14 protein-coding genes and 1 tRNA gene are annotated in these 21729 nt (G+C 57.6%); 9 read left to right on the forward strand and 6 right to left on the reverse strand.

Annotation, left to right across the window (positions count from 1 at the left end; all coding sequences use genetic code 11):
- Nucleotides 1-241: 241 nt before the first annotated feature.
- From IGS16_RS06245 to IGS16_RS06260, 4 genes are all read left to right on the forward strand, one after another.
- Entirely contained in the window at nucleotides 242-1225 is a 984-nt protein-coding gene (locus IGS16_RS06245; RefSeq protein WP_297084267.1) for an ATP-grasp domain-containing protein, read from the forward strand.
- Nucleotides 1226-1540: 315 nt separating this feature from the next.
- Entirely contained in the window at nucleotides 1541-4276 is a 2736-nt protein-coding gene (locus IGS16_RS06250; RefSeq protein ID WP_297084269.1) for a CHAT domain-containing protein, read from the forward strand.
- Nucleotides 4277-4628: 352 nt separating this feature from the next.
- Entirely contained in the window at nucleotides 4629-5405 is a 777-nt protein-coding gene (gene nagB / locus IGS16_RS06255; protein ID WP_297084271.1) for a glucosamine-6-phosphate deaminase, read from the forward strand.
- 78 nt (nucleotides 5406-5483) lie between these two features.
- Nucleotides 5484-5828, forward strand: a complete 345-nt coding sequence (locus tag IGS16_RS06260) for a hypothetical protein (RefSeq protein WP_297084273.1) — start codon at nucleotides 5484-5486, stop codon at nucleotides 5826-5828.
- Between the two features lie 4 nt (nucleotides 5829-5832).
- On the opposite strand, the gene IGS16_RS06265 is transcribed toward IGS16_RS06260, so the two are convergent.
- Nucleotides 5833-6657 (reverse strand): Tab2/Atab2 family RNA-binding protein, encoded by an 825-nt coding sequence (locus IGS16_RS06265; protein WP_297084275.1) that lies wholly within the window; start codon nucleotides 6655-6657, stop codon nucleotides 5833-5835.
- Nucleotides 6658-6905: 248 nt separating this feature from the next.
- A complete protein-coding gene (locus IGS16_RS06270) occupies nucleotides 6906-7760 on the reverse strand; it encodes a DUF3598 family protein (RefSeq protein ID WP_297084277.1) in 855 nt (284 codons plus the stop codon).
- A gap of 660 nt (nucleotides 7761-8420) precedes the next feature.
- Between IGS16_RS06270 and IGS16_RS06275 the strand changes: the two genes are divergently transcribed.
- Nucleotides 8421-9509: a septal ring lytic transglycosylase RlpA family protein gene (locus IGS16_RS06275; protein ID WP_297084280.1), complete on the forward strand. Its 1089-nt coding sequence runs from the start codon at nucleotides 8421-8423 to the stop codon at nucleotides 9507-9509.
- A 3-nt stretch (nucleotides 9510-9512) separates the two neighbouring features.
- Complete coding sequence (locus IGS16_RS06280; RefSeq protein ID WP_297084281.1) at nucleotides 9513-11009, forward strand: aminotransferase class I/II-fold pyridoxal phosphate-dependent enzyme; 1497 nt, start codon at nucleotides 9513-9515, stop codon at nucleotides 11007-11009.
- On the opposite strand, the gene IGS16_RS06285 is transcribed toward IGS16_RS06280, so the two are convergent.
- Nucleotides 10965-14042 (reverse strand): GAF domain-containing protein, encoded by a 3078-nt coding sequence (locus IGS16_RS06285; protein WP_297084283.1) that lies wholly within the window; start codon nucleotides 14040-14042, stop codon nucleotides 10965-10967. The two genes, IGS16_RS06280 and IGS16_RS06285, sit on opposite strands and share 45 nt — an antisense overlap.
- 230 nt (nucleotides 14043-14272) lie before the next feature.
- Nucleotides 14273-15505, reverse strand: coding sequence for a class I SAM-dependent methyltransferase (locus IGS16_RS06290; RefSeq protein WP_297084285.1), 1233 nt, complete (start codon nucleotides 15503-15505; stop codon nucleotides 14273-14275).
- A gap of 269 nt (nucleotides 15506-15774) precedes the next feature.
- On the opposite strand from IGS16_RS06290, the gene IGS16_RS06295 reads away from it, so the two are divergent.
- Entirely contained in the window at nucleotides 15775-15918 is a 144-nt protein-coding gene (locus tag IGS16_RS06295; protein WP_068507618.1) for a chlorophyll a/b-binding protein, read from the forward strand.
- A gap of 218 nt (nucleotides 15919-16136) precedes the next feature.
- On the forward strand, nucleotides 16137-16913 hold the full coding sequence (locus IGS16_RS06300; protein WP_297084287.1) for a pantothenate kinase: 777 nt from the start codon (nucleotides 16137-16139) through the stop codon (nucleotides 16911-16913).
- A gap of 112 nt (nucleotides 16914-17025) precedes the next feature.
- Here the strand turns inward: IGS16_RS06300 and crtH are convergent, their stop codons facing one another.
- Nucleotides 17026-18573, reverse strand: coding sequence for a carotenoid isomerase (gene crtH, locus IGS16_RS06305; RefSeq protein WP_367185738.1), 1548 nt, complete (start codon nucleotides 18571-18573; stop codon nucleotides 17026-17028).
- 352 nt (nucleotides 18574-18925) lie between these two features.
- On the opposite strand from crtH, the gene IGS16_RS06310 reads away from it, so the two are divergent.
- Nucleotides 18926-19007: transfer RNA gene (locus IGS16_RS06310), tRNA-Leu, on the forward strand.
- 43 nt (nucleotides 19008-19050) lie between these two features.
- Here IGS16_RS06310 and IGS16_RS06315 read toward each other — a convergent pair.
- Complete coding sequence (locus IGS16_RS06315) at nucleotides 19051-21675, reverse strand: EAL domain-containing protein (RefSeq protein WP_297084289.1); 2625 nt, start codon at nucleotides 21673-21675, stop codon at nucleotides 19051-19053.
- Nucleotides 21676-21729 lie beyond the last annotated feature (54 nt).

Consider the following 21729-nt stretch of genomic DNA (forward strand, 5'->3'; position numbering starts at 1 on the left):
TCAGAATGGGGCAGTGAAATCCATTTAGAATTCTCTTTGCTCAGTTTAGACTTTTCTAAGGGGTTACCCAAGGTTTTTGAAATAGATGAAGGCGATTTCTTGAAGGATTTAGCGTTTTGACTGATCTGCTTTATCGAGGCCTAAAATGCCAGCAATAGAGTCAGAAAGCTCAGAAATCTGTAGCTTGACCCTTGATTTTTGTGCGATCAGTGATTTTTAGTCATAGAGTTTGCCTGTTTGAATGATTGTGCTGTTTGAAAGTCCAAGACTTGGGGTGACTGCGGAGTTGCGGCGATCGCTCGAAGCATCGGGGGCGATCGCCGAAATTTTGGGCTTTTCCGTGTGGGCGATCGCAACGGACGGAGCTGGTGCAACCGAAGCGCTGGCCGCCATTCCAGCCCAGCCTCAGCCGACCCCTGCTTTCTGGCTTGCGCCGCCGACTACCCCGACCCGCTATGCCGAATTTTTTGCCGCTGCTCAGGCCAAGAACCTGCACCTGCCCAATACGCCGGCCCAACATCACCTTGCTCAGGAATTTCACCGCGCCTATCCACTCCTGAAGGATTTGACCCCGGCCAGCATTGTGCTAGAGCAGCCAGGGGCAGTTGAAGGGGCGATCGCCCAACTGGGCCTGCCGCTGGTGCTTCAACGCAGCGGGTCGGCGGCGGTGCTGCAAGACTGGCAGCGGGCGTTGGCGTTAGCCTTGCGGAGCAGCATCGCCAAAACGCCAGAGCAAGCGCGACGCATCGCAGCGGACTTATTGAACCAGGAACTAAACCAGGAACTCAGCCAGGAGCCACATCAGCCTATCCTGGCCCGCCGATGGGTTGACCTGCGCCATCACCACACCACGCCCGCCGGATTTCCCCTGGGGCGCGAGTTTCGCGTGGTGCTGTGCAATCGGGAAATCCTCACCTATGGCTATGCCTGGCCCAGCGACGACCCCGGACGCTGGCTCTCGGTCGAAGAAGAAGAGGCGCTGTTTGCCGTGGCTTTTGCCGTTGCCGAACGGCTAGACGTGCCGCTGCTGGGGGTCGATATCGCTCAGACCCAGAGCGGCGAGTGGATCGCGCTAAAAACCGTCGATCCGCAGTTTGTCGGGTCGCCCCAACTTCCGCTCGTCCACTTCTGGCAGCAGTTGGGGATTACGAATGAAATGATTGAGAAACGGTCGCGCCAAGTGGTGAACTCCGCAGACGCATCGGCGGATTTGAATCTCCCCTAAAAAGTCTGGTATGGTCTGGGAAAAAAGTCAGCATTTTGCTCCAGATTCCTGTTTAGAAAGCAATGTGCAGCTTTCAATCTGCCCTCATCCCCCAGCCCCTCCTTTCAGGTCGGGAGAAGGGGAGCAAAAGAGGCTTGAAGTCTCTCTCCTGCTCTCGGCTTGAGCTTAAAGCCTTCGGCGTACCAGAAAAGGGGAGGGGGATCAGCAAAGTTGCATATCCCGTATTTGGACATCAATAAGATTGCTTCAGATTGCTTTAGAAGATTGCTTTAGATTGCTTTAGAAATTTTTCTGAAAAACGGCGAGGCGGTCAGCATGAGCCAACGGAGAAGGGCAACGCGCGGGATGCAGAGGGGCAGGCTCCTGCCGGAGATGCAGCAATGGCGGCGGGGCTGGCATCGGCTCCTGTACCTGGGATTGGGGCTGTTGATCGTGTGGCTATGCATGGTGCTGCCGCTACGGTCTGGCTGGGGACAAGCCGTGAACCCAGCGGCCCAGGTGCAGCAGGGGATTGACCGCTATCGCCAGGGGGATTATCTAGGGGCGATCGCCCTGTGGGAGTCCGTGCGCGACACCTATCGCCAGCAGCCCAACCCTGCCCACGAAGTCATCCTCACGGAAAACCTGGCCCGGGCCCGGCAGGCCATCGGGCAACAGACCGATGCGCTAAGCCTGTGGCAAACGGCAGGAAACACCTATCGCCAGCTTGCAGCCCAGCAGCCCGAACGCGCGGTGGACTATACCGCCCGCTGGGGGCGATCGCTCACTGAGCAGGCGCAGATTTACAACCGCCTTGGGCAATATCGCAAAGCCGTGGCGCTGCTGTGTGGCGAGGAACCTCGGAGTGCCAAGGGCGGCTGCGGGGAGGAAAGCGCCGTGGCGATCGCCCAGCGCACCGCAGACCGCCACGGCGAAGCCGCCGCCTGGGGCAGCCTGGGGCAATCCCATCGGCTGATGGGCAATGATGACTTGTCCAAAGCGGCATTAGACCAAGCCCTAAGCTTAGCCAGAACGCTCGACGACCGGACGCTGTTGGCGGCGACCTACAGCAACCTGGGAGCGCTGAAAACCCGACAGGCGGTGGTGCGCTATCGGCAGGCCAACTCGGCAGATCTCCTAGGCGATGTGCAGCGAGCCGAACGACTGCGAGACGAGGGGCGATCGCTCGACCAGTCCGCACTCCAGGACTTTCAGCAAAGCCTCGACTGGGCAACTCAGCCCGCCGAGCGGCTGCGGGCGCTGCTGGATGCGATTCCCGCCTACGACCGCACAGGCAATGTCGCAGCAGCCCAAAATGCGCGTCAGTCCGTCAAAGCCCTGCTGAATCAGCTTCCAACCAGTCAGGATACGCTGCTGGCCGCCCTCGACTGGGTGCGGCTGCTGATGCCCGCCTCGCCCCAGCAGCCGATTGCCCGCAGCCAGTGTTTTACCCTCGCTGCAAATCCTGGAGCGAATCCTGCGGCGAATAATGACGCGAAGGAGACCCTGAATTCAATCGCGAATGCGGCCGAGAAGCTGGGCGATCGCCGCTCACTCTCATTTGCGCTGGGGGAACTAGGACACTGGTACGAATGTCAGAAGGAATACGAAAAAGCACTAGAAATCACGCAGGATGCCCGCATTGCCGCAGAGGGTGAATACGACAGCCGCTACCTCTGGGAATGGCAAACGGGACGTATTTTGCAGGCGCAAGGACAAACGACGGAATCCATCGCGGCCTATGAGCGGGCGATCGCCACGTTAGAAATCATCCGCGACGACATCCTGATCGCCAGCCGTGATATTCAGTTTGATTTTCGAGACTCCATCGACCCAGTGTATCGGGAGCTAGTGGCGCTGCGGCTGAAGCAGGGCAAACCGTCGGAGTTACTGCCACCCGTCAGCAGCGACCAGCCTGACAGCCTCAGCCGCGCCCTGGGGACGCTCGATTCCCTGAAGCTGGCTGAATTGCAGAACTACTTCGGAGACGACTGCGTGCTGACCTCACGAAACGTGGATCTGACGGTGGCGCAAAAGCTGCTGACGGAGGGCGATCGCACGGCAGTCATTAGCACGGTGGTTTTGGACGATCGGACTGCCGTTTTGCTGACGCTGCCCAATGGCGATCGCCAGTACGAGTGGATCAACACCGACCGCCAAACCCTGCGCGACGAAGTCAACGCTTACCGTCGCGGTCTAGAGGTGGACTTTCGTGCCTACAATCCACAGCCCGCCCAAAAACTGTATGACCAGCTCATCCGCCCGTTTGAACCACTCTTCCAGCAACAGCAGGTGGAAACGCTGACCTTTGTGCAGGATGATATCTTGCGGAGTGTGCCCATGTCAGCCCTGCACGATGGCACGCAGTTTTTGATCCAAAAGTATGCGATCGCCTATACGCCCAGCCTGCAACTCACCAGCCCTGTGCCGCTAGCTCGGGGCAACCTCCGCGCCCTCGCCGCCGGACTCACCGACACCAGCCCGGCCGACAGCGAAGCGGGTCGCTTTGACCCCCTGTTTTACGTCAGTGAAGAACTGGACGCAATTCTCGTCGAACTGCCCCGCAGCCGGACGCTAACGGGCAGCGCATTCCGGCTCGATAACCTGACACAAACGCTGTTCTCGAACAATTTTCCGATTTTGCACATTGCCACCCACGGCATCTTTGGCACTGAGGCAGAAGACACGTTCCTGGTCACGGCGGACCCACCAGAAAACAAGCTGACCCTCAACCAGCTTGATCGGCTCTTGCGGGGGGTCGATCCAAACCGCCCGGTGCAGTTGCTCTCGCTCACAGCCTGCACCACCGCCGTCGGCGACGATCGCGCAGCGCTGGGGCTGGCCGGTGTCGCGGCCCAAGCGGGCGTTCGCAGCGTGCTGGCCTCGCTCTGGTTTGTCAACGATGCAGCCACCTCTGACTTGATTCAAGGCTTCTATGCAGATTTGAAAAACCCAGACCTGAGCAAAGCCAAAGCCCTACAGCAGGCGCAAATCCAGCTAATCGAGTCCGGCGGCAAGTTTGCCCGGCCAGCCTACTGGGCCCCGTTTATTTTGGTGGGGAACTGGCTATAGGGAACAACGGGCTAGCCGAATGCAAAAAAATGCCCAGACGAGCGATCGCCTGAGCTTTGCCTGTTATCTATGAGCTGATTGCCTGTAAACCTAAACGGCCGACTTAAAATAAAATCGCCGACCCGAATTGAAATCACATATGAACGAGCCAGCCTAGATAAAGAGAGACTGAATTTTGTAAACTCCGTTTCGGGCGGCTGACGGTATTGAAAACGATCTGTTATGCCAATTACGATACCAAACCTGATTTGAGTTGGGATTCAAAAGTCCTCCAATCTTTACCAATCGTTTCTTAGGTTTACTTTTCTACGTATTTTCACGGCTCCATCCTCTTCACACCCTGCGATATCTCATGCGTCTAATCCTGTGCCCAACTGCTGTTGAGGTAGCTGAGTGGGCAGCACAATATATTCTGCGGCGCATTGCTGATTTTGCTCCGACAGGCGATCGCCCGTTTGTCCTTGGATTGCCCGCAGGCAGCACCCCGCTCAAGCTATACGCCCGTCTGATTGAGCTATACCAGCAGGGAAAAATCAGCTTCCAACATGTCGTCACCTTTAATATGGACGAGTATGTTGGGCTGCCCCAACATCACCCGCAAAGCTATCACACCTACATGCATCAAAACTTCTTGAAGCACATCGACATTCCTGCCCAAAATGTCCATATTCCCAATGGCAATGCGCCCGATCTGGCCGCAGAATGTGCCGCCTACGAAGATAAAATGAAGTCCTTCGGTGGTGTAAATCTATTCATTGGGGGCGTGGGCGAAGACGGGCACATTGCGTTCAACGAACCAGGCACGTCCCTCGCCTCTCGGACGCACCTGCAAGCCCTGGGCGAGCGCACGCGCCGGGTCAACGCCCGCTTTTTTGACGACCCCAGCCAGGTGCCCACCCACGCCCTTACCGTTGGCGTGGGCACGATTCTCGATGCCCAGGAAGTGATGATCCTGGCGCAAGGCGCGGCCAAAGCCCAGGCCGTTCACCACGCGGTCGAAGGCTGCATCAATCACCTGTGGACGATTTCCGCGCTGCAACTGCATCCCAACGCCCTGATCGTGTGCGACGAAGACGCGACGCTAGAACTGAAGGTGAAAACGGTGAGGGGGTTAGGGGAGCGGGGTTAAGAATTGAACTGGCAATCCAAAATCGCCAATCTAAAATCCAGAATCGATATCACGCCATCCCTTTACCCCCCTGCCCCAATGACCCCTCCCGAACCCGACTTTGAACAGGCGCTAGACGAACTAGGGCGATCGCTCCAAGCCCTGCAAGCACGCTATGCCCAGGTCAAGACCGACCAGCAGCGTCAGGAAGCCCTGCAACAGCGCGTCGAGCAGGTGCAGCGCGACTATGCCCACACGCAAGATCCCTCCCTAAAGCTGGAGCTAAGGCGCTTGAAGGATCAGCTTGCGGAACTGGAAGTCGCCCTGGAGAGCCAGCTTTTTTCCTGGAGCAGCCTTAAGGAACCCTTCTGGATGGCGGTGCGCTTTGGCGGGGTAGGAATTGTGCTGGGGTGGCTGCTAAAGAGCCTCGCCGAATCGGGCTGACCCCTTAGCCCAGCAGCCAAAACCCGCTATAGGTTACGCCCGTGTCGTCTGGCTGTACCAGCAAAAAGTGCAGTCCGTTAGCCTCGCGCTGCCGCTGCTGAAAGAGGCGGGCCGCCGCAGCCACGTCGGCATCGTGAAAGGTGGACAGAATCCAGCGATCGCTCAAGCCAGCCTCCAAAATCAGCCCGTCGGGGGCACCCGGCACATAGCTCAATAGCGCGGGGCGCACCTCCTGAAGCCATCGCGCCAGCCTCATTGCCTGCCGTCCGCCGTCGATGATGACCCCCGGAACAGGCTGGGTAGAGGCCAGTCCCAGATTAATCGGCAAAAGGCGATCGGGTGTGGAGCAAATGGGAATGGGGCGATCGCCGTAGAAAACTTCTAGATCACCAGCGGCAAGGGCAGCAAATCGCCAGCGATCGCCCCAAATTGCTTCTGGCACGGGCATAGGGGGCGGCGCGTCGATCGCCAGTGGGTCGTAGGCTTCGCCTGTGTACCCTGGCAAGTTGGGGTAGTAGGCAGCGCGGCGCAGCAAAAAATGCTTCAGCATCGGCGCGTGGCGCGTCGGCTCTACCGTGAAACCAGCTTCCCTAGCTGCTGCTTCGATCAGGCCCAAACTCTGCGGCCGAAACACCTGAATCCGCTCTGGCGATCCTTCTGCCTGTAGTCGCTTGAACTGGGCCGCTAGCCAATCGACCGTTGCCAGCGACTGCGGACAATCCACACAGGCGCTAAAGGCCCCCGTTGGGTCACACACGACCAGTTCCCAAAGGGCTTCACCCGCTTCAGTTTGCAGAGGGCGACGGTAGAAATCAGCTTGCCACAGCACTAGAAAATACAGGGGATTGAGGGGACAGAAGCAGAAACGGGCGAGCAGCGTGCATCCCGCTTTAGCTTGATCTTCCCACGTTCAGGACTGATGCACTTGCGATAAATTTTCTGGATTTTGGGCGATTTCTCGCGGTCGCAGCCTCAAGAGAAATCGTCCCACTGCATAAGTCATACCGTTAATGCTGCACGATCATGCTGCAAGATTTAATGCGGTTTAATGCGCTTTCATAGGATGCGCTGCTCCCATTACACCTTCTCTTCCTCTACCAGCGTCAGGCTTTCCCAGCCGCCCTGTGCGTCGTAGCGGCGAATCATGCGCTGGCGGCGGGTAGGCGAGATCAGCCAGCCCGCCTCCAAAAAGAAGGGTTGGCCCTTAGGAATGACAAGCGGCGTATTGGCCGAGGCTCCATCGGGCAGGAAGAGGAGTTGGAGCGGGGTGCTGCCCTGGGTGAAGTGAATGGCAGTGGGGGTGACGCTGCCCGTGGTGCGGAGGGACAGACCGGGAGCAGTGAGGTGCTGCTGGAGTTGGGTTCTGTCCAGGCTGACCGAAAGCGTGGTGGAATAGGTTTCGGGCGATCGCCAGTCGGGATACAGCGTCACAGCGCGGCCGTGCCAGGTGCCCACCAGTTGCTCGACGGTGAGGGGTGGGCGTTCGGCAGCGGAACTACCCCGCAGCGTTTCGCGGATCAGCGTCAGGCTGCTGAGGCGGCTCTCACCGTTTTCGCCATGAAATAGCTCCACCAAGCGCATCCGGCGATTGCCCGCAATGAAGCCCAACTCTGCGCCAAATTCCCCAAAGGGGCTAAATTGCAGCGACCCCTGCGAAAATGCGCCTGTTTCAAAAAACAGCGTGCTGCGGTTGAGGCTGCTATATTCCAGCACCTTGGTTGTCGGCGGGTCGCCTGTGGTCGATTCGCCAAACTCTAGCGTCTGGCGGATGGTCTGGTTTTGGTTTAGCCCCTCCAGGGTCACCACCGTCGGCACGCTGCTGACTTCAGCGCCCGCAGGCGAGAGCCGTGTAAACGAGCCTTCCCAGGCCCCGAGGTTTTTCAGCAAGCACTGCCACTGGGACAGTTCGGAAGATGAGGAGGGGTAAGGCATGGCAACTCATTTCCTGGATTTGTTTAGCAATATGAACAAAATTTGTGTATAACTGATAACTTTTTGAAAATTCTCTAGAAAAATCCCTTATGCTAGGGAACCTTATAGAAAAGCTGATCCTGTATCGATTGCGGGCGATCGCTCGTCCGATCGGGTGAGGCTTTGGGGAGGAGGTGGATTTCCTCTCAGTGGTGGATGGTTTGCCCCAATCTGCCGCTCTAGAATGACGGGGTTAGGCAGGGCGCGGGTGCGGTCCTAGTCCTAACGATTTTGAAATTGGGCGTTGAACACGCGGTCAGCAGGCGGCGGCCAGGGTTTAGTCCTGTGGGTTGCAGCGCTGCTGGCAACGGCTCAACCCTGGTTTTGTTGTGTGTTCATTACTGGTTAACTATGAGCGTTTTAGGACTTGCCGGGATGGCAACATCCACGGTCAGTTTTTTTTCGCCTTTTTGGGGAATGCTGATGCAGCCTTTGGTGGCTGAGCTTGGCGCTGTATCTACCGTTTCGGCATCTGCTGAAGTTTCGACCCAATCGGGCACTTCTCGATCCAATCCATCCAATCAAACTTTATCTCATCAGAAATCAAGTCAGGGCGCATCAAACCAGAAGCCCTCAAGCGGGACAACGCCCAAAGCGGCATCCGGCTGTCCGACGGGTCTTTTGGCAACTGACCTTTGCCGGAGACAGCAATGGGAGCGATCGCGCCCCGAATCTTTACTCTCCTGGCGCAATGTGCGGTTGATGTCTCCGGCTGGCACAGGGCGATCGCCCGCTCCACCCCTTCGCCGCTCTCGCACTCTGACCCCGACGGCTGACTCGACACAGCCTAGAACTCAGCCTCAGACCGAGACTGTACCCGCAGCGGCGATCGCGCCTCGCCCACCGGCGATTCCGAGAGTCATCGTGCGCCCAGCAGCGGCCCCGGCCACCGGAGTGCAACAGGTCTTTAAGCAATGTCTGGACAGTCCGCCTGCCAGTTCAGAAGGCGTAAAGCGCGGGGCAACTCAGCAAACTCCACCCGCACCGGCCCGCCCCGACGCTGCAACGGTTTACCAGATCTGGGTGAACAGCAAAGTGGTGATGGAGCTACCCAGCAGCGAAGAGGCTGCCCCCATTGCCCAACGGCTGACCGCTGCGCTGGGCAGTCCTGGGTTTTCGGTAGACCAGTTGCGACTGGTGCTGGTGGAGGGGGAACCCAGTGTGGCGCTGGGTGATGCAAAATCCAATGCAAAATCCGACACTAGGTCAAACGAAAGGTCAACCGCTGGCGGGGGCGATCGCCTGCTGTTCCGCGTTGATCGGGCGCTGGCCAATCGCCTAAACCGCACGGCCGATCTGGTCGCCATCGACTGGCTGAATAACCTGCGGGTGGCCCTGGGCGAAGCGCCTCTGTCGCTGATGGAGGCACAGGCAGACCTCTACAGCCTGACTCAAACGAGCCGCAACTTGGGTGGCATCACCTCCTGGTATGGGCCCGGATTTCACAACCGCCTGACGGCCAACGGTGAGCGGTTTAACCAATATGCCCTGACCGCTGCCCACCCCAAATTGCCATTCAATACCTACCTGCGCGTCACCAACGTCCGCAGCGGAGCCTCGGTTATCGTCCGCATCAACGACCGGGGACCCTATGTCGGTCAGCGATCGCTCGATTTGTCGCGTCAGGCCGCCCGCTGTATCGGCAGCGAAAAACCTGGCGTGGTACGCTACGAGGCGGTAATTTTGGAGCCGCAGACGACGGTGCAGTAGTGTATGGGTCAGCGTGGGAATCCGGGTATGGATCAGCAGGCACTACCGCTGCTGATGACGCTGCGAGACTGTGCCCAGCGGCCCCACGCGCCGTTTTATACGCCAGGGCACAAGCGCGGTCGGGGCATTCCAGCGCCAATGCGGGAACTGCTGGGCGATCGCCCCTTCCTGGCCGACCTGCCCGAACTGCCGGAGTTGGACAACCTGTTTGCCCCAGAGGGGGCAATTTTGCAGGCGCAGGAGTTGGCCGCCGACCTGTTTGGGGCAGCCCAGACTTGGTTTCTGGCGAACGGCTCGACCTGTGGCATCGAGGCGGCGGTGCTGGCCACCTGCGGCCCCGGCGACGCGCTAATTTTGCCAAGGAACTGCCACCAAGCGGCGATCGCCGCCCTGGTTCTCTCTGGCGCGATACCTGTCTTTGTGCAGCCGGACTATGACCCCGACTGGGGCATTGCCCACGGCGTTTCTCCCGGCGCGATCGCCGCCACCCTGGCGCAACACCCAAACGCGAAGGCAGTGATGCTGGTCTACCCGACCTATTACGGAGCCTGTGGAGACATCGGGGCGATCGCCCAACTCGCCCATCAGCGCGGCATTCCGCTGATTGTAGACGAAGCCCACGGCGCACATTTTGCCTTTCATCCCGACTTCCCCACCCCGTCGCTGGCAGCAGGGGCAGATATTGTGGTGCAATCCACCCACAAAGTGCTGGGCGCAATGACCCAGGCCTCGATGCTGCACTGCCAGGGCGATCGCGTCGAGCCTGACCGCCTCAGCCGCGCCCTGCGATTGGTGCAGTCCACCAGTCCCAGCTATTTGCTATTGGCCTCGCTGGATGCCGCCCGCTGGCAACTGGCGCAGCACGGGTTAGAACTGATGCAGCGCACCCTCGATCTGGCGGCGATCGCCCGCACCCAGCTTGCCCAAATTCCAAACCTGCGCCTGCTCACAGCCGATCAGGCCTGCACCCCCGGATTTATCGCCCTCGACCCCACTCGGTTAACCGTAGACGTAAGCGGGCTAGGACTATCGGGCTTTGCCGCAGACGAAATCCTGCATACAAAATTGGGCGTAACCGCAGAACTGCCGGGTCTAACGCATCTCAGCTTCATCCTCAGCCTAGGCAACACGCTGGCAGATATCGAGCAACTAGTGACAGGCTTTCAGATCTTGGCCCAGTCGGTTCAGCCTGCCGACGGTCTGGAAGCGTGTAGCCCGTGCGGGGAGGGCATTGCCCATAGCGCGATCGAGGCTGAACCCGTGCTGTCGCCCCGTGCCGCGTTTCTGGCACGCAGTGAAGTCGTGCCGCTAGAGCAAGCAGGCGATCGCCTCGCTGCGGAAACCGTGTGTCCCTATCCGCCCGGCATTCCGCTGCTAATTCCAGGCGAGCGCATTTCTAGAGGGGCGCTGCAATTGCTTAAGGCAGTGCTAGCGCAGGGCGGAACGGTCACGGGGCTAGTCGGTGAACAGGGTTTGCGAGTCGTGCAGCGTAACGGGTAGCGTCAGGATAAAACGCACAAAGTTGTCGCGACTTTCCAGGGCGATCGCCCCACCCAACCGCTCGATCAGCTTCTTGACCAGGGCTAATCCTAATCCTGTTCCTTCATGCTTCCAGGGATCATTGCTAGGAACGCGATAAAAGCGTTCAAATACGCGCTCCTGCTCTGAGGCGGGAATCTCTACACCCGTATTCGTGATGACGATCCTCAAGTATTCAACGGTATATTCGCTAATCATGACCTGAACTGTCTCTTGAGCAGGGGTGTACTTGCAGGCATTATTGAGCAGTTCAACCAGAACTCGACTGAGATAGGAGGCATCTGTCCGAATTGGCGGAAGCTCTGCTGAGACTTGCAAACTCAAATGCTGATTTTGATCGCGAGTGCGTTCCAGGAATGGTTCTGCAATATGTGCCACCCAGTCACACAGATCAATACTTGTGAGCAGCAGCGGCTCTGTTTCAGCATCGAGTCGAGATAAATCCAGCAAATCGTTAATCAGTTTTAGCTCTCGCTGACATTCATCTTTCAAAATTTGGAAATAGCGGTGAATATGACTCAGATCTGGATTGTCGAAAATACCAATCTGACGCAGGCTCAGTTCTAGCATCTGGGACGACATCTTGACATTCGCCATCGGAGTCCGTAGCTCGTGTGAAACGCTGCTCAAAAAGTTATCTTTCAGTTCATTCAACTGTTCCAACTTCTCCACCTGGCTGCGGGCTGCCTGGTAGAGTCTGGCTTGTCGAATGGCGATCGCACATTGATTCGCAACCTGTTCCACCAGACGAATCTCGCTATCCTTAAATGGCTCGCTCCCTGCCCGATAAAGCCACAAATCTCCCAATAAACTCTGATTATCTCGAAGCAGACACGCCAACACCGTAAAAGGCTGATTGATGTTTCGCAAAATCGGTTTCGTGTTGAGGTTCTCCGGCAAATTGCCTGCGGATGTCTGAGGAGCAATGCGCCAGCAAAAGTGGACGATTTGGTTTTGGAAGAGTTGTTTATACAGGTCTGGATAGTCTCCAATCGACACAATGCTGGAATGCCGAGAAGAGATACCCGGTGCCACATACTCGTACTGGATGGTGGAGAGATTTTGCTCCAGGTCGTAGAGTCCTGTATCACAAATGCTGACTTCTAGTTCTGTTCCTAGCTCTTGCACCACCTTTTGCAAAATCACATTTTCATCGAGGCTGTCGCGCACTTTGTCGGTAATGCGCTTGAGCAGTTTCTCGAAGTCGAGCGCTTGTTTAAGCTGCGAAGTCTGCATCTGCACCTGAGCCGATAGGCTTTGGTTGAGTTGCTGCACCTGATAGTAGAGTTCCGATTGTTGAATCGCAATGCCGACTTGAGTGGCCAGTTGCAGCAGCAACTCACACTCCCAAACTTGCCACTGGCGCGAACCGCAGCACTGATGCACTAGCAGCAGCCCCCAAAGCTGTTTTTGCACCAGAATCGGCACCACCAAGTTTGCAGTGACCTGGAATTGCAGCAAAAAGTCGCGGTGGCAGGGCGTGATGTCATCGGTGTAGACATCGTTAATCGCTCGCACGCGCCCTTGCTGATAGCGCTCTAGCCAGTTTTCTCGAAAGCAGGGATCGTCGATGACGCGATCGCACAGGGACCAGTCTACTCGAACGACCGACTCCACCACCACGCGCCCACTCCAGTCGGGACGAAACTGGTAAATCAGCACGCGGTCGGCCTGCAAAAACTGACGCACCTCCTCGACTGTGGTAAAAAGCACCTCAGATGAATCCAGCGATTGGCGAATGCGCTGGGCAATTTGGGCAATCAGCCGTTCGCGCTGGGTTTGCTGCTGGAGGCGCTGTTCTGCCTGCTTGCGCTCAGTAATGTCCTGCGTGGTGCCAAACAGGCGCACCGTCCGCCCCTCCTCCATGATGGCCTGCCCCCGGTTGTGGAGGTAGCGAATTGAGCCATCTGGCAAGACGATCCGCATTTCGTGATCATAGGCAGCGCCCGTGGCGATCGCCCGCCTAACGAACTGCTTAAACAACTGCACATCCGACGGATGAATCTGCCGCTGCAAGTCTTTGTATGTCAGCGATTGCGCCGGGTCAAGCCCAAAAATGCGATAGGTTTGCTCCGACCATCTCACCGTTTGCGTCTGCACGTTGTATTCCCAACTGCCCAGACGGGCAAGCCGCTGAGCATCGGACAGATCCTTTTCGCGCTGCCGGAGGGCGATCGCCAGCCGTTTATATTCGGTGATGTCGGTGTTAGCGAAGATGCAGGCTTCGATCTGCCCCTGATCGTCCATCAGCGGATAGAGACGGGACAGCGTCAGGCATTCGGTGCCATCCTGACACTGGAAAGTTAGCTCTACATTGGCAAACGACTGGCCTTCAAAGACTTGCTCTATCATCGTCTGCACCGTGTTCCACAGCGCTGGGCTGGACATCAGGTCTTGCAGCGATCGCCCCAGCATCGTCTGCCCATACTGAAACACCCGCTCACAGGCAGGGTTCCAGTTGAGAATCAGCCCTGCCCGGTTGACCCAAAAAATGGGGTTGGGCGAATGGTCTACGAGCTGGCGATAGTGGCTCTGTGGCTCCTGGGCAGTTCCCGTAGGCAAATTTAGGTTTGCCACGCCCAGGAGTTTTCCGTCTGAGTCCGTTACGGCTACATGGTCAGCACGAGGCGGCAGTGATGTGGAAACCAGCGCGTTCCATTCGGCCTCTGTTATGACCACTGGCGATCGCTGCACCAGGTCGCCAATCTGCGTCGCGTTCAGGTCGATGCCCTGGGCGATCGCCCGAACCAAATCCTGAGCTGTGAACAGACCTAGCAGTTGCCCTTGCTGCAAAACGGCAATATAGCCCGATTCAGCCTCGTGCATGAGGCGCACGGCCTCGATCGCTAAGGTTTGTGCCACAGCAGTAATCGGTGGCGGCAAAAAGGAATCGCTAGCAGGTGGCGGACAAGCAGCAAGCAATGGATCGGCCGGGTTTCTAGAGGCGGCGTTTTCGGAAGAAAGCTGATTTCTGAAAGGAACGCCTTCTGTCATGGTGTGTCTCGACTAGCCTAGCTGACAGAGTTGGGAAAACCCAACCTCAATTCCACAGAGCAAGCAGCATTACTCTTTGTAAAGAACCCAGGAATATTTCGATAGATAGCCCGGCAAGAAATTTATAGGATGATGAAGTGAAGCGGCAAATCATGCCGATATTTCCGCGATGCCGACAGTTCTAGCCAGCCTTTGTAGAGATTTCAATTATTCCTGATTTTAGACGGCTTCTAAACAACTCCCAACCGGGTCGGTGTTTGCAAGCCTCTGGGTAGCGCAGCCGCTTTCACCCCCCTGCCCTGTACCAACACGCCAAAGTTGCCCAGCCGCATAGGGTCGATCAGCGATTGCAGGCGATCGCGCTGTTGCAGTATTTCTGCCAGGTTCACCTCGGTTCCCGGTTCAGGCTGGGACAGGGCCGCCAGGCGATCGCCCAGCCCCAGAGCCATCAGAAACAAGCCCTGCGGGACAAATCCCAGCGTGTCTAGCCCGCAGCGATCGCCCTGTCGCTCCAGTGCTGTGAAATCGACGTGCGCCGTCAGGTCTTGTCGCCCAATGTGCAGGTAGGGATCGGAATGGTGTGCGTGTTGGTAATAGCACTGGAGCGTGCCTGTGGTGCGGGTGGGGCTATAGTAGCGCTGCGCCGGATAGCCGTAGTCGATGGTAATGACATAGCCGCGATGCAGCCGCTCTGCTACGGTTTGCATCCAGTCCAGCGCCGCCAGGTTGACCTCGGTGCGATAGCCGTCGGGATAGCGCTCCGACAGCAGATCCACCCCCACTAGCTCAAAATACTCCGCCAGTCTTGGCGTAGAGAGGTTGCCCAGCGTCTCGATAAAGCGAGGCGTTGCGCCTGCAACTGGCTCTGGCGCAAGGGTGACGTAGATTTCTTTGAGTTGCCCCTGGGCGATCGCCACCTGATGCACTGGAAACGCATCCACCAGTTCGTTTGAGAAAAAGCAGCCCGTCACGGAATCGAGCGGCATCTCTTCCCAACTGCACCAGCGCACCTGGCCAGAGTCCGCCAGAGGCTGGAGCCGACGCTGCTGCTCTGCCCGCATCGCCGCCGAAATTTCCACAATCACATAATCCACGGCTTCAAAGCAGGCGTAATGCTCTCGATAGAGATAGCGCAGCACATCCGCCGCCAAGATCCCTTGGCCTGCGCCCATTTCCACCAGCGTAAAGGGATGTGGAGCGCCCAGCAGATGCCACAGTTCGGCAAACTGTTCTGCCAGCAATTCTCCAAACGCCGCATCCAGATGGGGCGAGGTATAGAAATCTCCCGCTGCGCCGATCCGTGGGCTGGGTGTGGCGTAATAGCCATAGTCCGGGTCGTAGAGGGCGATCGCCATGAATTCGGCAAATGAGATCCGCCGCTGCGGATGGGTGGTGATGCGCTCAAAGAGGCGATCGCACAATGGCAGGCTACTACTATCAGGATCAGACGAACCGGCGCGCATAGAGAAAATCCAAAAGCAAGAACGAAGAACGAAAAATGAAGAGAGAAGAGGGAAGAACGAAAAACGAAGAACGAAAAACGAAGAACGAAAAGCCGCTCTCTCTCTTCCTTCTTTTCTCTTCGTTCTTCCCTCTTTCCACCTCCCCCTTCCTATAGATAGAGTTCTAGCCCAGCATAGATACTCAAATGTGTAGTTTTATTGCCGCTTTTTCTTAAGTTATGTTAACGTACAAGTACAACCTAAAGACAACCTAGAGAGGTCTTTGAGCTATGCAAACCCAAGAATCCAAGTTTGGCTTTACTCAGTTTGCGGAAACCTGGAACGGTCGTCTGGCAATGCTGGGCTTTGTGATTGGTCTGGCTACGGAACTGTTGACGGGTCAGGGCATCCTGTCCCAGTTGGGTCTGATGTAGGTTGACGCTGCCGGGGTTTGCGAAACGCAACCTGGGTAGTTGGTCTGCTACGGTCTTTCACGTTTCATCCTTGATATCTCCTTCGCAGAGGTGTGGCTTCGGTCGCACCTTTTTTGTTGCGGCGATCGCTCCAAAATCTACAATCTAAAATCCAGAATCAAAACAAGCGCTGACTAGGCTGCCGCCGCTCAGCCCTAACTCCTAACCTCCAACCCCTCATGTCTCTTTGGTTGGCTCTTGCAATTGGCAACTCGCGGCTTCATTGGGCCGCTTTCTCGGATAGCAGGCTGCTGCAAGCCTGGGACTCAGACTATTGGACAGCGGCGGCGATCGCCCAATTTGCCGTCGATCCAGCATCCGCAAATTTGCCGCTCATCGGTGAGGGGAGTCCGCAAGCGCCGGTTCCATTGGCGATCGCCTCCGTTGTGCCCGCGCAGACAGACCTCTGGCAGCAGTATCCCGCCCAGCAGATCCTTACCCTGGCGGACGTGCCCCTAGCCAAGATGTACCCCACCTTCGGCATCGATCGCGCCCTGACCCTCTGGGGCGCAATCTGTTCCCTAGGCGCACCCGTACTGGTGATCGATGCCGGAACCGCCCTTACCTTCACTGCCGCCGATCGACACAACAATCTGGTAGGCGGCGCGATTCTTCCCGGTCTGCGGCTCCAGCAGCAGGCTCTCGCCCAGGACACGGCCGTTCTGCCGCTCGTCACGCTCCAGCCAGACCTAAACCTGCCGCCGCGCTGGGCTACCGACACACCCGCCGCCATCCGCTCCGGCATTCTCTACACGCTGCTGGCCAGCATTCAAGACTTTGCTCACGATTGGCTGTTGCAGGAACCAGAAGGGGCGATCGCCCTGACAGGCGGCGACTCCGCCCTACTCCACCAGGCGCTTTCTCAACAAAACCCAGCCCTCGCTGCCCGCATTCATCGTGACCCAGCACTCATCTTTCGCGGCATCCCCGCGCTGCGACATCGGAGCCTGATTTGAACTTGGACAGAGGGCGATCGCCCAAGAAAAGCTTCCGCAAAGACAGTCGTCAGCATTCATCTGCCCGTTGTGAACTAGCAGGGTTAGCGATAGTTTTGTGGGAACCGCCTGCTTAGCCGCGCAGACCCAAATCCGCAGCAACGCGATGGGCGCAGGCAAAGCCCGAAAAGGCGACTGCGTTTAACCCCTGTCCAGGAAAGGTGCTGTCGCCGACACAGTAGAGGCCAGGGATAGCGGTGCGGTTGAAGGGCATTCCCAGCAGGCCCAGCAGCTTGCGCCGGGGAATAGGGCCGTAGGAACCGTCTACGCGGCCGAGAAAGCGGCGATGGGTGCGGGGCGTGCCCGCTTCCTGAAAATCCAGCCCGGCGGCAAGGCCGGGAAAGATGGCTTCGAGGCGATCGCACAATGCTGCGGCCACATCTTCCTTCTGGGCTTCGTACTCGCTGGGCGAGAGGTTTTGCCAGTGGTCTACCCAGTCGGGCGTGAAGGTGTGGATGATGTGGTAGCCGTCGGGCGCGAGGTTGGGGTCGAGCAGTGTGGGAATCGAGACAAAAATTGTGCCCCTGGCGGCTTCGATGCGGCTCCAGTCTTCTAGCAGAATGTGGTGGCACTCCGTCCCAGCGGGCAGCACGTCGGCCCTCACCCCCAGATGCAGGCTAAAGAAGCTGGGCGACTTGCGATAGCGCTGCTGCCATTTTTGCTCTGATTTGGGCAGGGTGGCGGCGGGCAGCAGTTTTTCAAACGTGTCCCAGCGAGTGGCGTTGGAAATGACGCGGCGGGCGCGGTAGGTTTTGCCCGATGCCAGCCGCACGCCAACCGCGCGACCGTTTTCCATCAGGATCTCCGTAACGCGGGACTTGTAAAGGATTTTGCCGCCTGCCTTTTCCAGACCTTCTGCCAGTTTTTGGGCAATCTGCCCTACGCCACCTTTGGGATAGTTGATCCCGCCATAGTGGCGATCGCTAAACACCATGCCTGCATTGATCATGGGGGTCAGGTCTGCGGGCACCACCGACCAGCAGTAGCATTCCATGTCGATGAAGCGCAGGAGGTCTGGGTCAGAGATATAGCGACGGGCAATGTCGCCCACGTTTTGGGGCAAATATTTCACCAATCCCAAACAGGCAAAGGGATGCTGAAAAAACACGCGGGTTAGATAGCGTGGCTCCTCCAGAGACAGCAGTTCCATCGCGTTGAGGCAGTTAAACACCGCCCAGCACTCGTCATAAAACCGGCGGATACCCTTCGCTTCATGGGGAAATTTGGCGATCAGTTCTTGCAAAAAATTCTCATATTCGCGATGAACCTTGAGATCCAGACCGCCGGGTAAGTGGTAGTGAATCTGCACCGGATCAGGAATTGTCTCGATTTCCATGTCCACGGCAGCCAGTGCCCGCGTCAGCAAGTTCGTCGTACCCTGGCTGCCAAAGCCGAAGATCATCGACGCGCCCACATCAAACCGATAGCCCTCCCGCTCAAAGTAGCCCGCGCTGCCTCCCGGAATCAGGTAGCGCTCTAGCACTAGCACGGATGCTCCTTTTGCCGCAAGCTGGGTCGCCGTCACCAATCCGCCGATGCCAGAGCCAATCACAATCGCATCAAACATTGTTCCATCTGGTGGAATTGGGGATCTGGTCTGGGCGGCGGTATCGGTCTGCATAGGGGCGATCGCACTTCATTCGGTTCTCAATCTATCTCAATCTATTAGTGTATCGGACAGGCTACCGCTTCTGGACAAGTCGCCCAGTCGATAGAAACGCAAAAAAAGGGGGACTGGTCTGTTGACCAACCCCACCTGCCGATCCTTTGAGAGGAGAACACTAAAGACAATGTAGCCTTATTGAGATTTTATGTCAATACTATCGAAAGTCTTTCTCAAATAAATCCCAGCAGACCTGCGCGCGTCAGTCCGGATGCACCAGTCCTACCCGCATTTGCTATGATAGTTGAGCCAAGTTCAAGCCTGACCGGAGCGATCCGACTCTTATGTTGGGCAAAGGGCTGGGCAACGTGCGGATGTGGCGGAATTGGTAGACGCGCTAGATTTAGGTTCTAGTACCGCAAGGTGTGAAGGTTCAAGTCCTTTCATCCGCATTGGCCAACTGGTCTTACCGTATCTTTTCACAGGATCATCCGGTTACCCGGTCACCTGATCCGCCGCAAGCAGCGGTGCGATCGCCTCTGGCGGCAGGGGACGGCTAAAGTAATAGCCTTGGGCAAAGTCGCACTGGATGGAGCGAAGAAACTCAACTTGTTCAGCGGTTTCTACCCCTTCGGCGAGAACCTTGAGACCCAGCCCGCGACCGAGGGCGACGACGGTGTTGGCGATCGCCACGTCGCTGGAATTATGGGGGGCATCGCGAACAAAGGACTGGTCGATCTTCAGCGTGTGCAGCGGAAAGTGCTTGATCACGCTGAGGGAGGAATAGCCTGTGCCAAAGTCGTCCATTGCAATCTGCACGCCCAGATCCACCAGTCGGCTCAGCGTGCTAGTGGTAAACTGCACATCGCGCATGGCAGCGCTTTCGGTAATTTCTAGCTCCAAATACTGGGGTTCCATGCCCGTTTCTTCCAGCGTTTGCAGGATAGAGGTGGCCAAACTGCTCTGCTGAAACTGCTGCGCCGACAGGTTTACCGCCATCCGCATCGGCGGCAATCCGGCATCCTGCCAGGCCCGCTGCTGCTGACAAGCGGTTCGCAGCACCCATTCCCCAATTGAGCAGATGATGCCCGACTCTTCGGCCAGGGGAATGAACTGGGCCGGCGAGACAAAGCCCAGCAGCGGGTGCTGCCAGCGCAGCAGCGCTTCTACGCCGACGATTGCCCCCGTCATCAGGTCAATCTGCGGCTGATAGTGCAGCAGCAGTTCCTCACGAGACAGCGCCTTTCGCAGGTCGCTCTCTAGCGCCAGGTGGTTCAACGTTTGCACCGCCATGCCTTCGTGATAAATCTGGTAGTTGTTTTTGCCATGCTGCTTGGCCTGGTACATGGCCAGATCGGCATTTTTCAGCAAGGTTTCGACATCTGTCCCATCGTAGGGAAACAGGGCAATGCCCAGACTGGCGGTGATGTATAGCTCCTGGTCACCCAGATAAAACGAACTGGTGAGTCGGTCAAGAATGCGCTGGGCGATGTGAGTAATGTCTTCGGCAGAGTGGAGGTGTGGCAGCACCAAGGTAAACTCGTCGCCGCCCCAGCGGGCGATCGCATCGCAGGGCCGCAGGCAGGCCCGCAGCCGCCGGGCCACCTCTTGCAGCAGCTCATCGCCGATCGCGTGGCCGAGCGAATCGTTGATCAGCTTGAATCGATCCAGATCAAGAAATGCCACCCCTAGCATTTCGTCGTCCTGCTGGGCGCTGGCCAGGGCCAGCGAAAGCTGGTCGTTAAACAGCAGCCGATTGGGCAGGCTAGTGAGGGCATCGTGCGACGCTTGGTAGCGCATCATGGCCTCCACCCGCCGCTGGGTCACTGCCAGATAGAGGTGAATTGCCACCGAGTTGGCCAGCCGGATATCGTGGGTCGTCCACTCTGGGGCTTGGTTGAGCTTGATCTCGCGCCAGGCCGCGAAGGAGGCGCGGGGCATTATATTTCGAGTATCTTTCTGGTGCTGGCCTGCCCACAGAATTTCCTGATCGTAGCCGCTGCGAAAGATGCCTAGATAGCCAACAAACTGGTGGTGGAATTGGAGCGGGATGAGGGCGATCGCCCGAATAGAAGTCGGCTCTAGCAGCGCGGCGATAGGCTGCCAGCGCGGATCGGCTTGCAGGCTCTCGAAGGTGTAAAAGTGGCAGGTTTCTGACCTTTCGGAATCGAGGGAGTCTTCGAGGCTAGTAGCAAGCCGGGCGATCGCCTCTGGACTGGGGGTGTGGGTGCTGGTGAGTGCGGAAAGTCCATCAGTGGGCCGACCCAGAAGCGCTTGCCACACCAGGTCTTGCTCCAAATCAGGGCTGTTGGGCTGCTCGCCTATGACATAAAGTTGGGCCGGCTCTCCGCCCGGTTCGGCTGCGATGTAGAGCCGTCCGCCCACCCCCTTCAGAGCTTCCACGATGGCTTCGAGGACCTGCTGCCGAATGTCAGACTGGCCTAGGGGGCTGTGGAGGAGTTGACTGACCTGGTTGAGGGTTGCTTCGTAAAGCACCTGCTCGCGGGTTTGGGCCAGCAGGTTTGCCTGGGCGATTGCAATCGAAAGCTGATCGACCGACAACTGCACCACCTGAAGCTCCCGTTCAGAAAAATGGCGTGGCTTGCTGTGGTGTGCGACCAATAGCCCCCACAGTTGGCGCTGGTGCAGCACTGGCACGACCAGTGAGGCCTGCACCCCCATTGTGGTCAGGTATTGCACATGGCAGGGGTCGGCGGGCGCATGGCGAATGTCATGATTGATCAGGCTTTCGCCTGTGTCGGGGTGATCTAGCCGATGGGTCATCTGGTGCTGGGCCGATACGTCGGTGATCACTCGCTGGCGGGCCCGTATAAATAACTCCCGCGAAGACTGGGGAATATCGCTCGCTGGAAAGTGGAGATGCAGCAGTGATGGAAGCTGTTTGTTGTGAATTGCTTCGGCAATCACCTCGCCGCTGCCATCCGAGGCAAAGCGATAAATCTTCACACGATCGACGCTGAGAAACTGCCGAATTTCGCGGGCTGCGGTGGAGAGAATTTCCGGCAGTTCCAAAGACTGGCGGATGCGATTGGTGATCTGGTGTAGGACGTGCTCTCGGTGGGATGTCCTTCGAGGCACATGCGGGCGGGTTTTAGACACAGCGTTCTAGCCTGAATTGAGAGAAAGGAGTCCCTGATTATCCAATACCCCTCA

It is taken from the genome of Thermoleptolyngbya sp. C42_A2020_037 (genome assembly GCF_015272455.1).
Taxonomy (GTDB): Bacteria; Cyanobacteriota; Cyanobacteriia; order Elainellales; family Elainellaceae; genus Thermoleptolyngbya.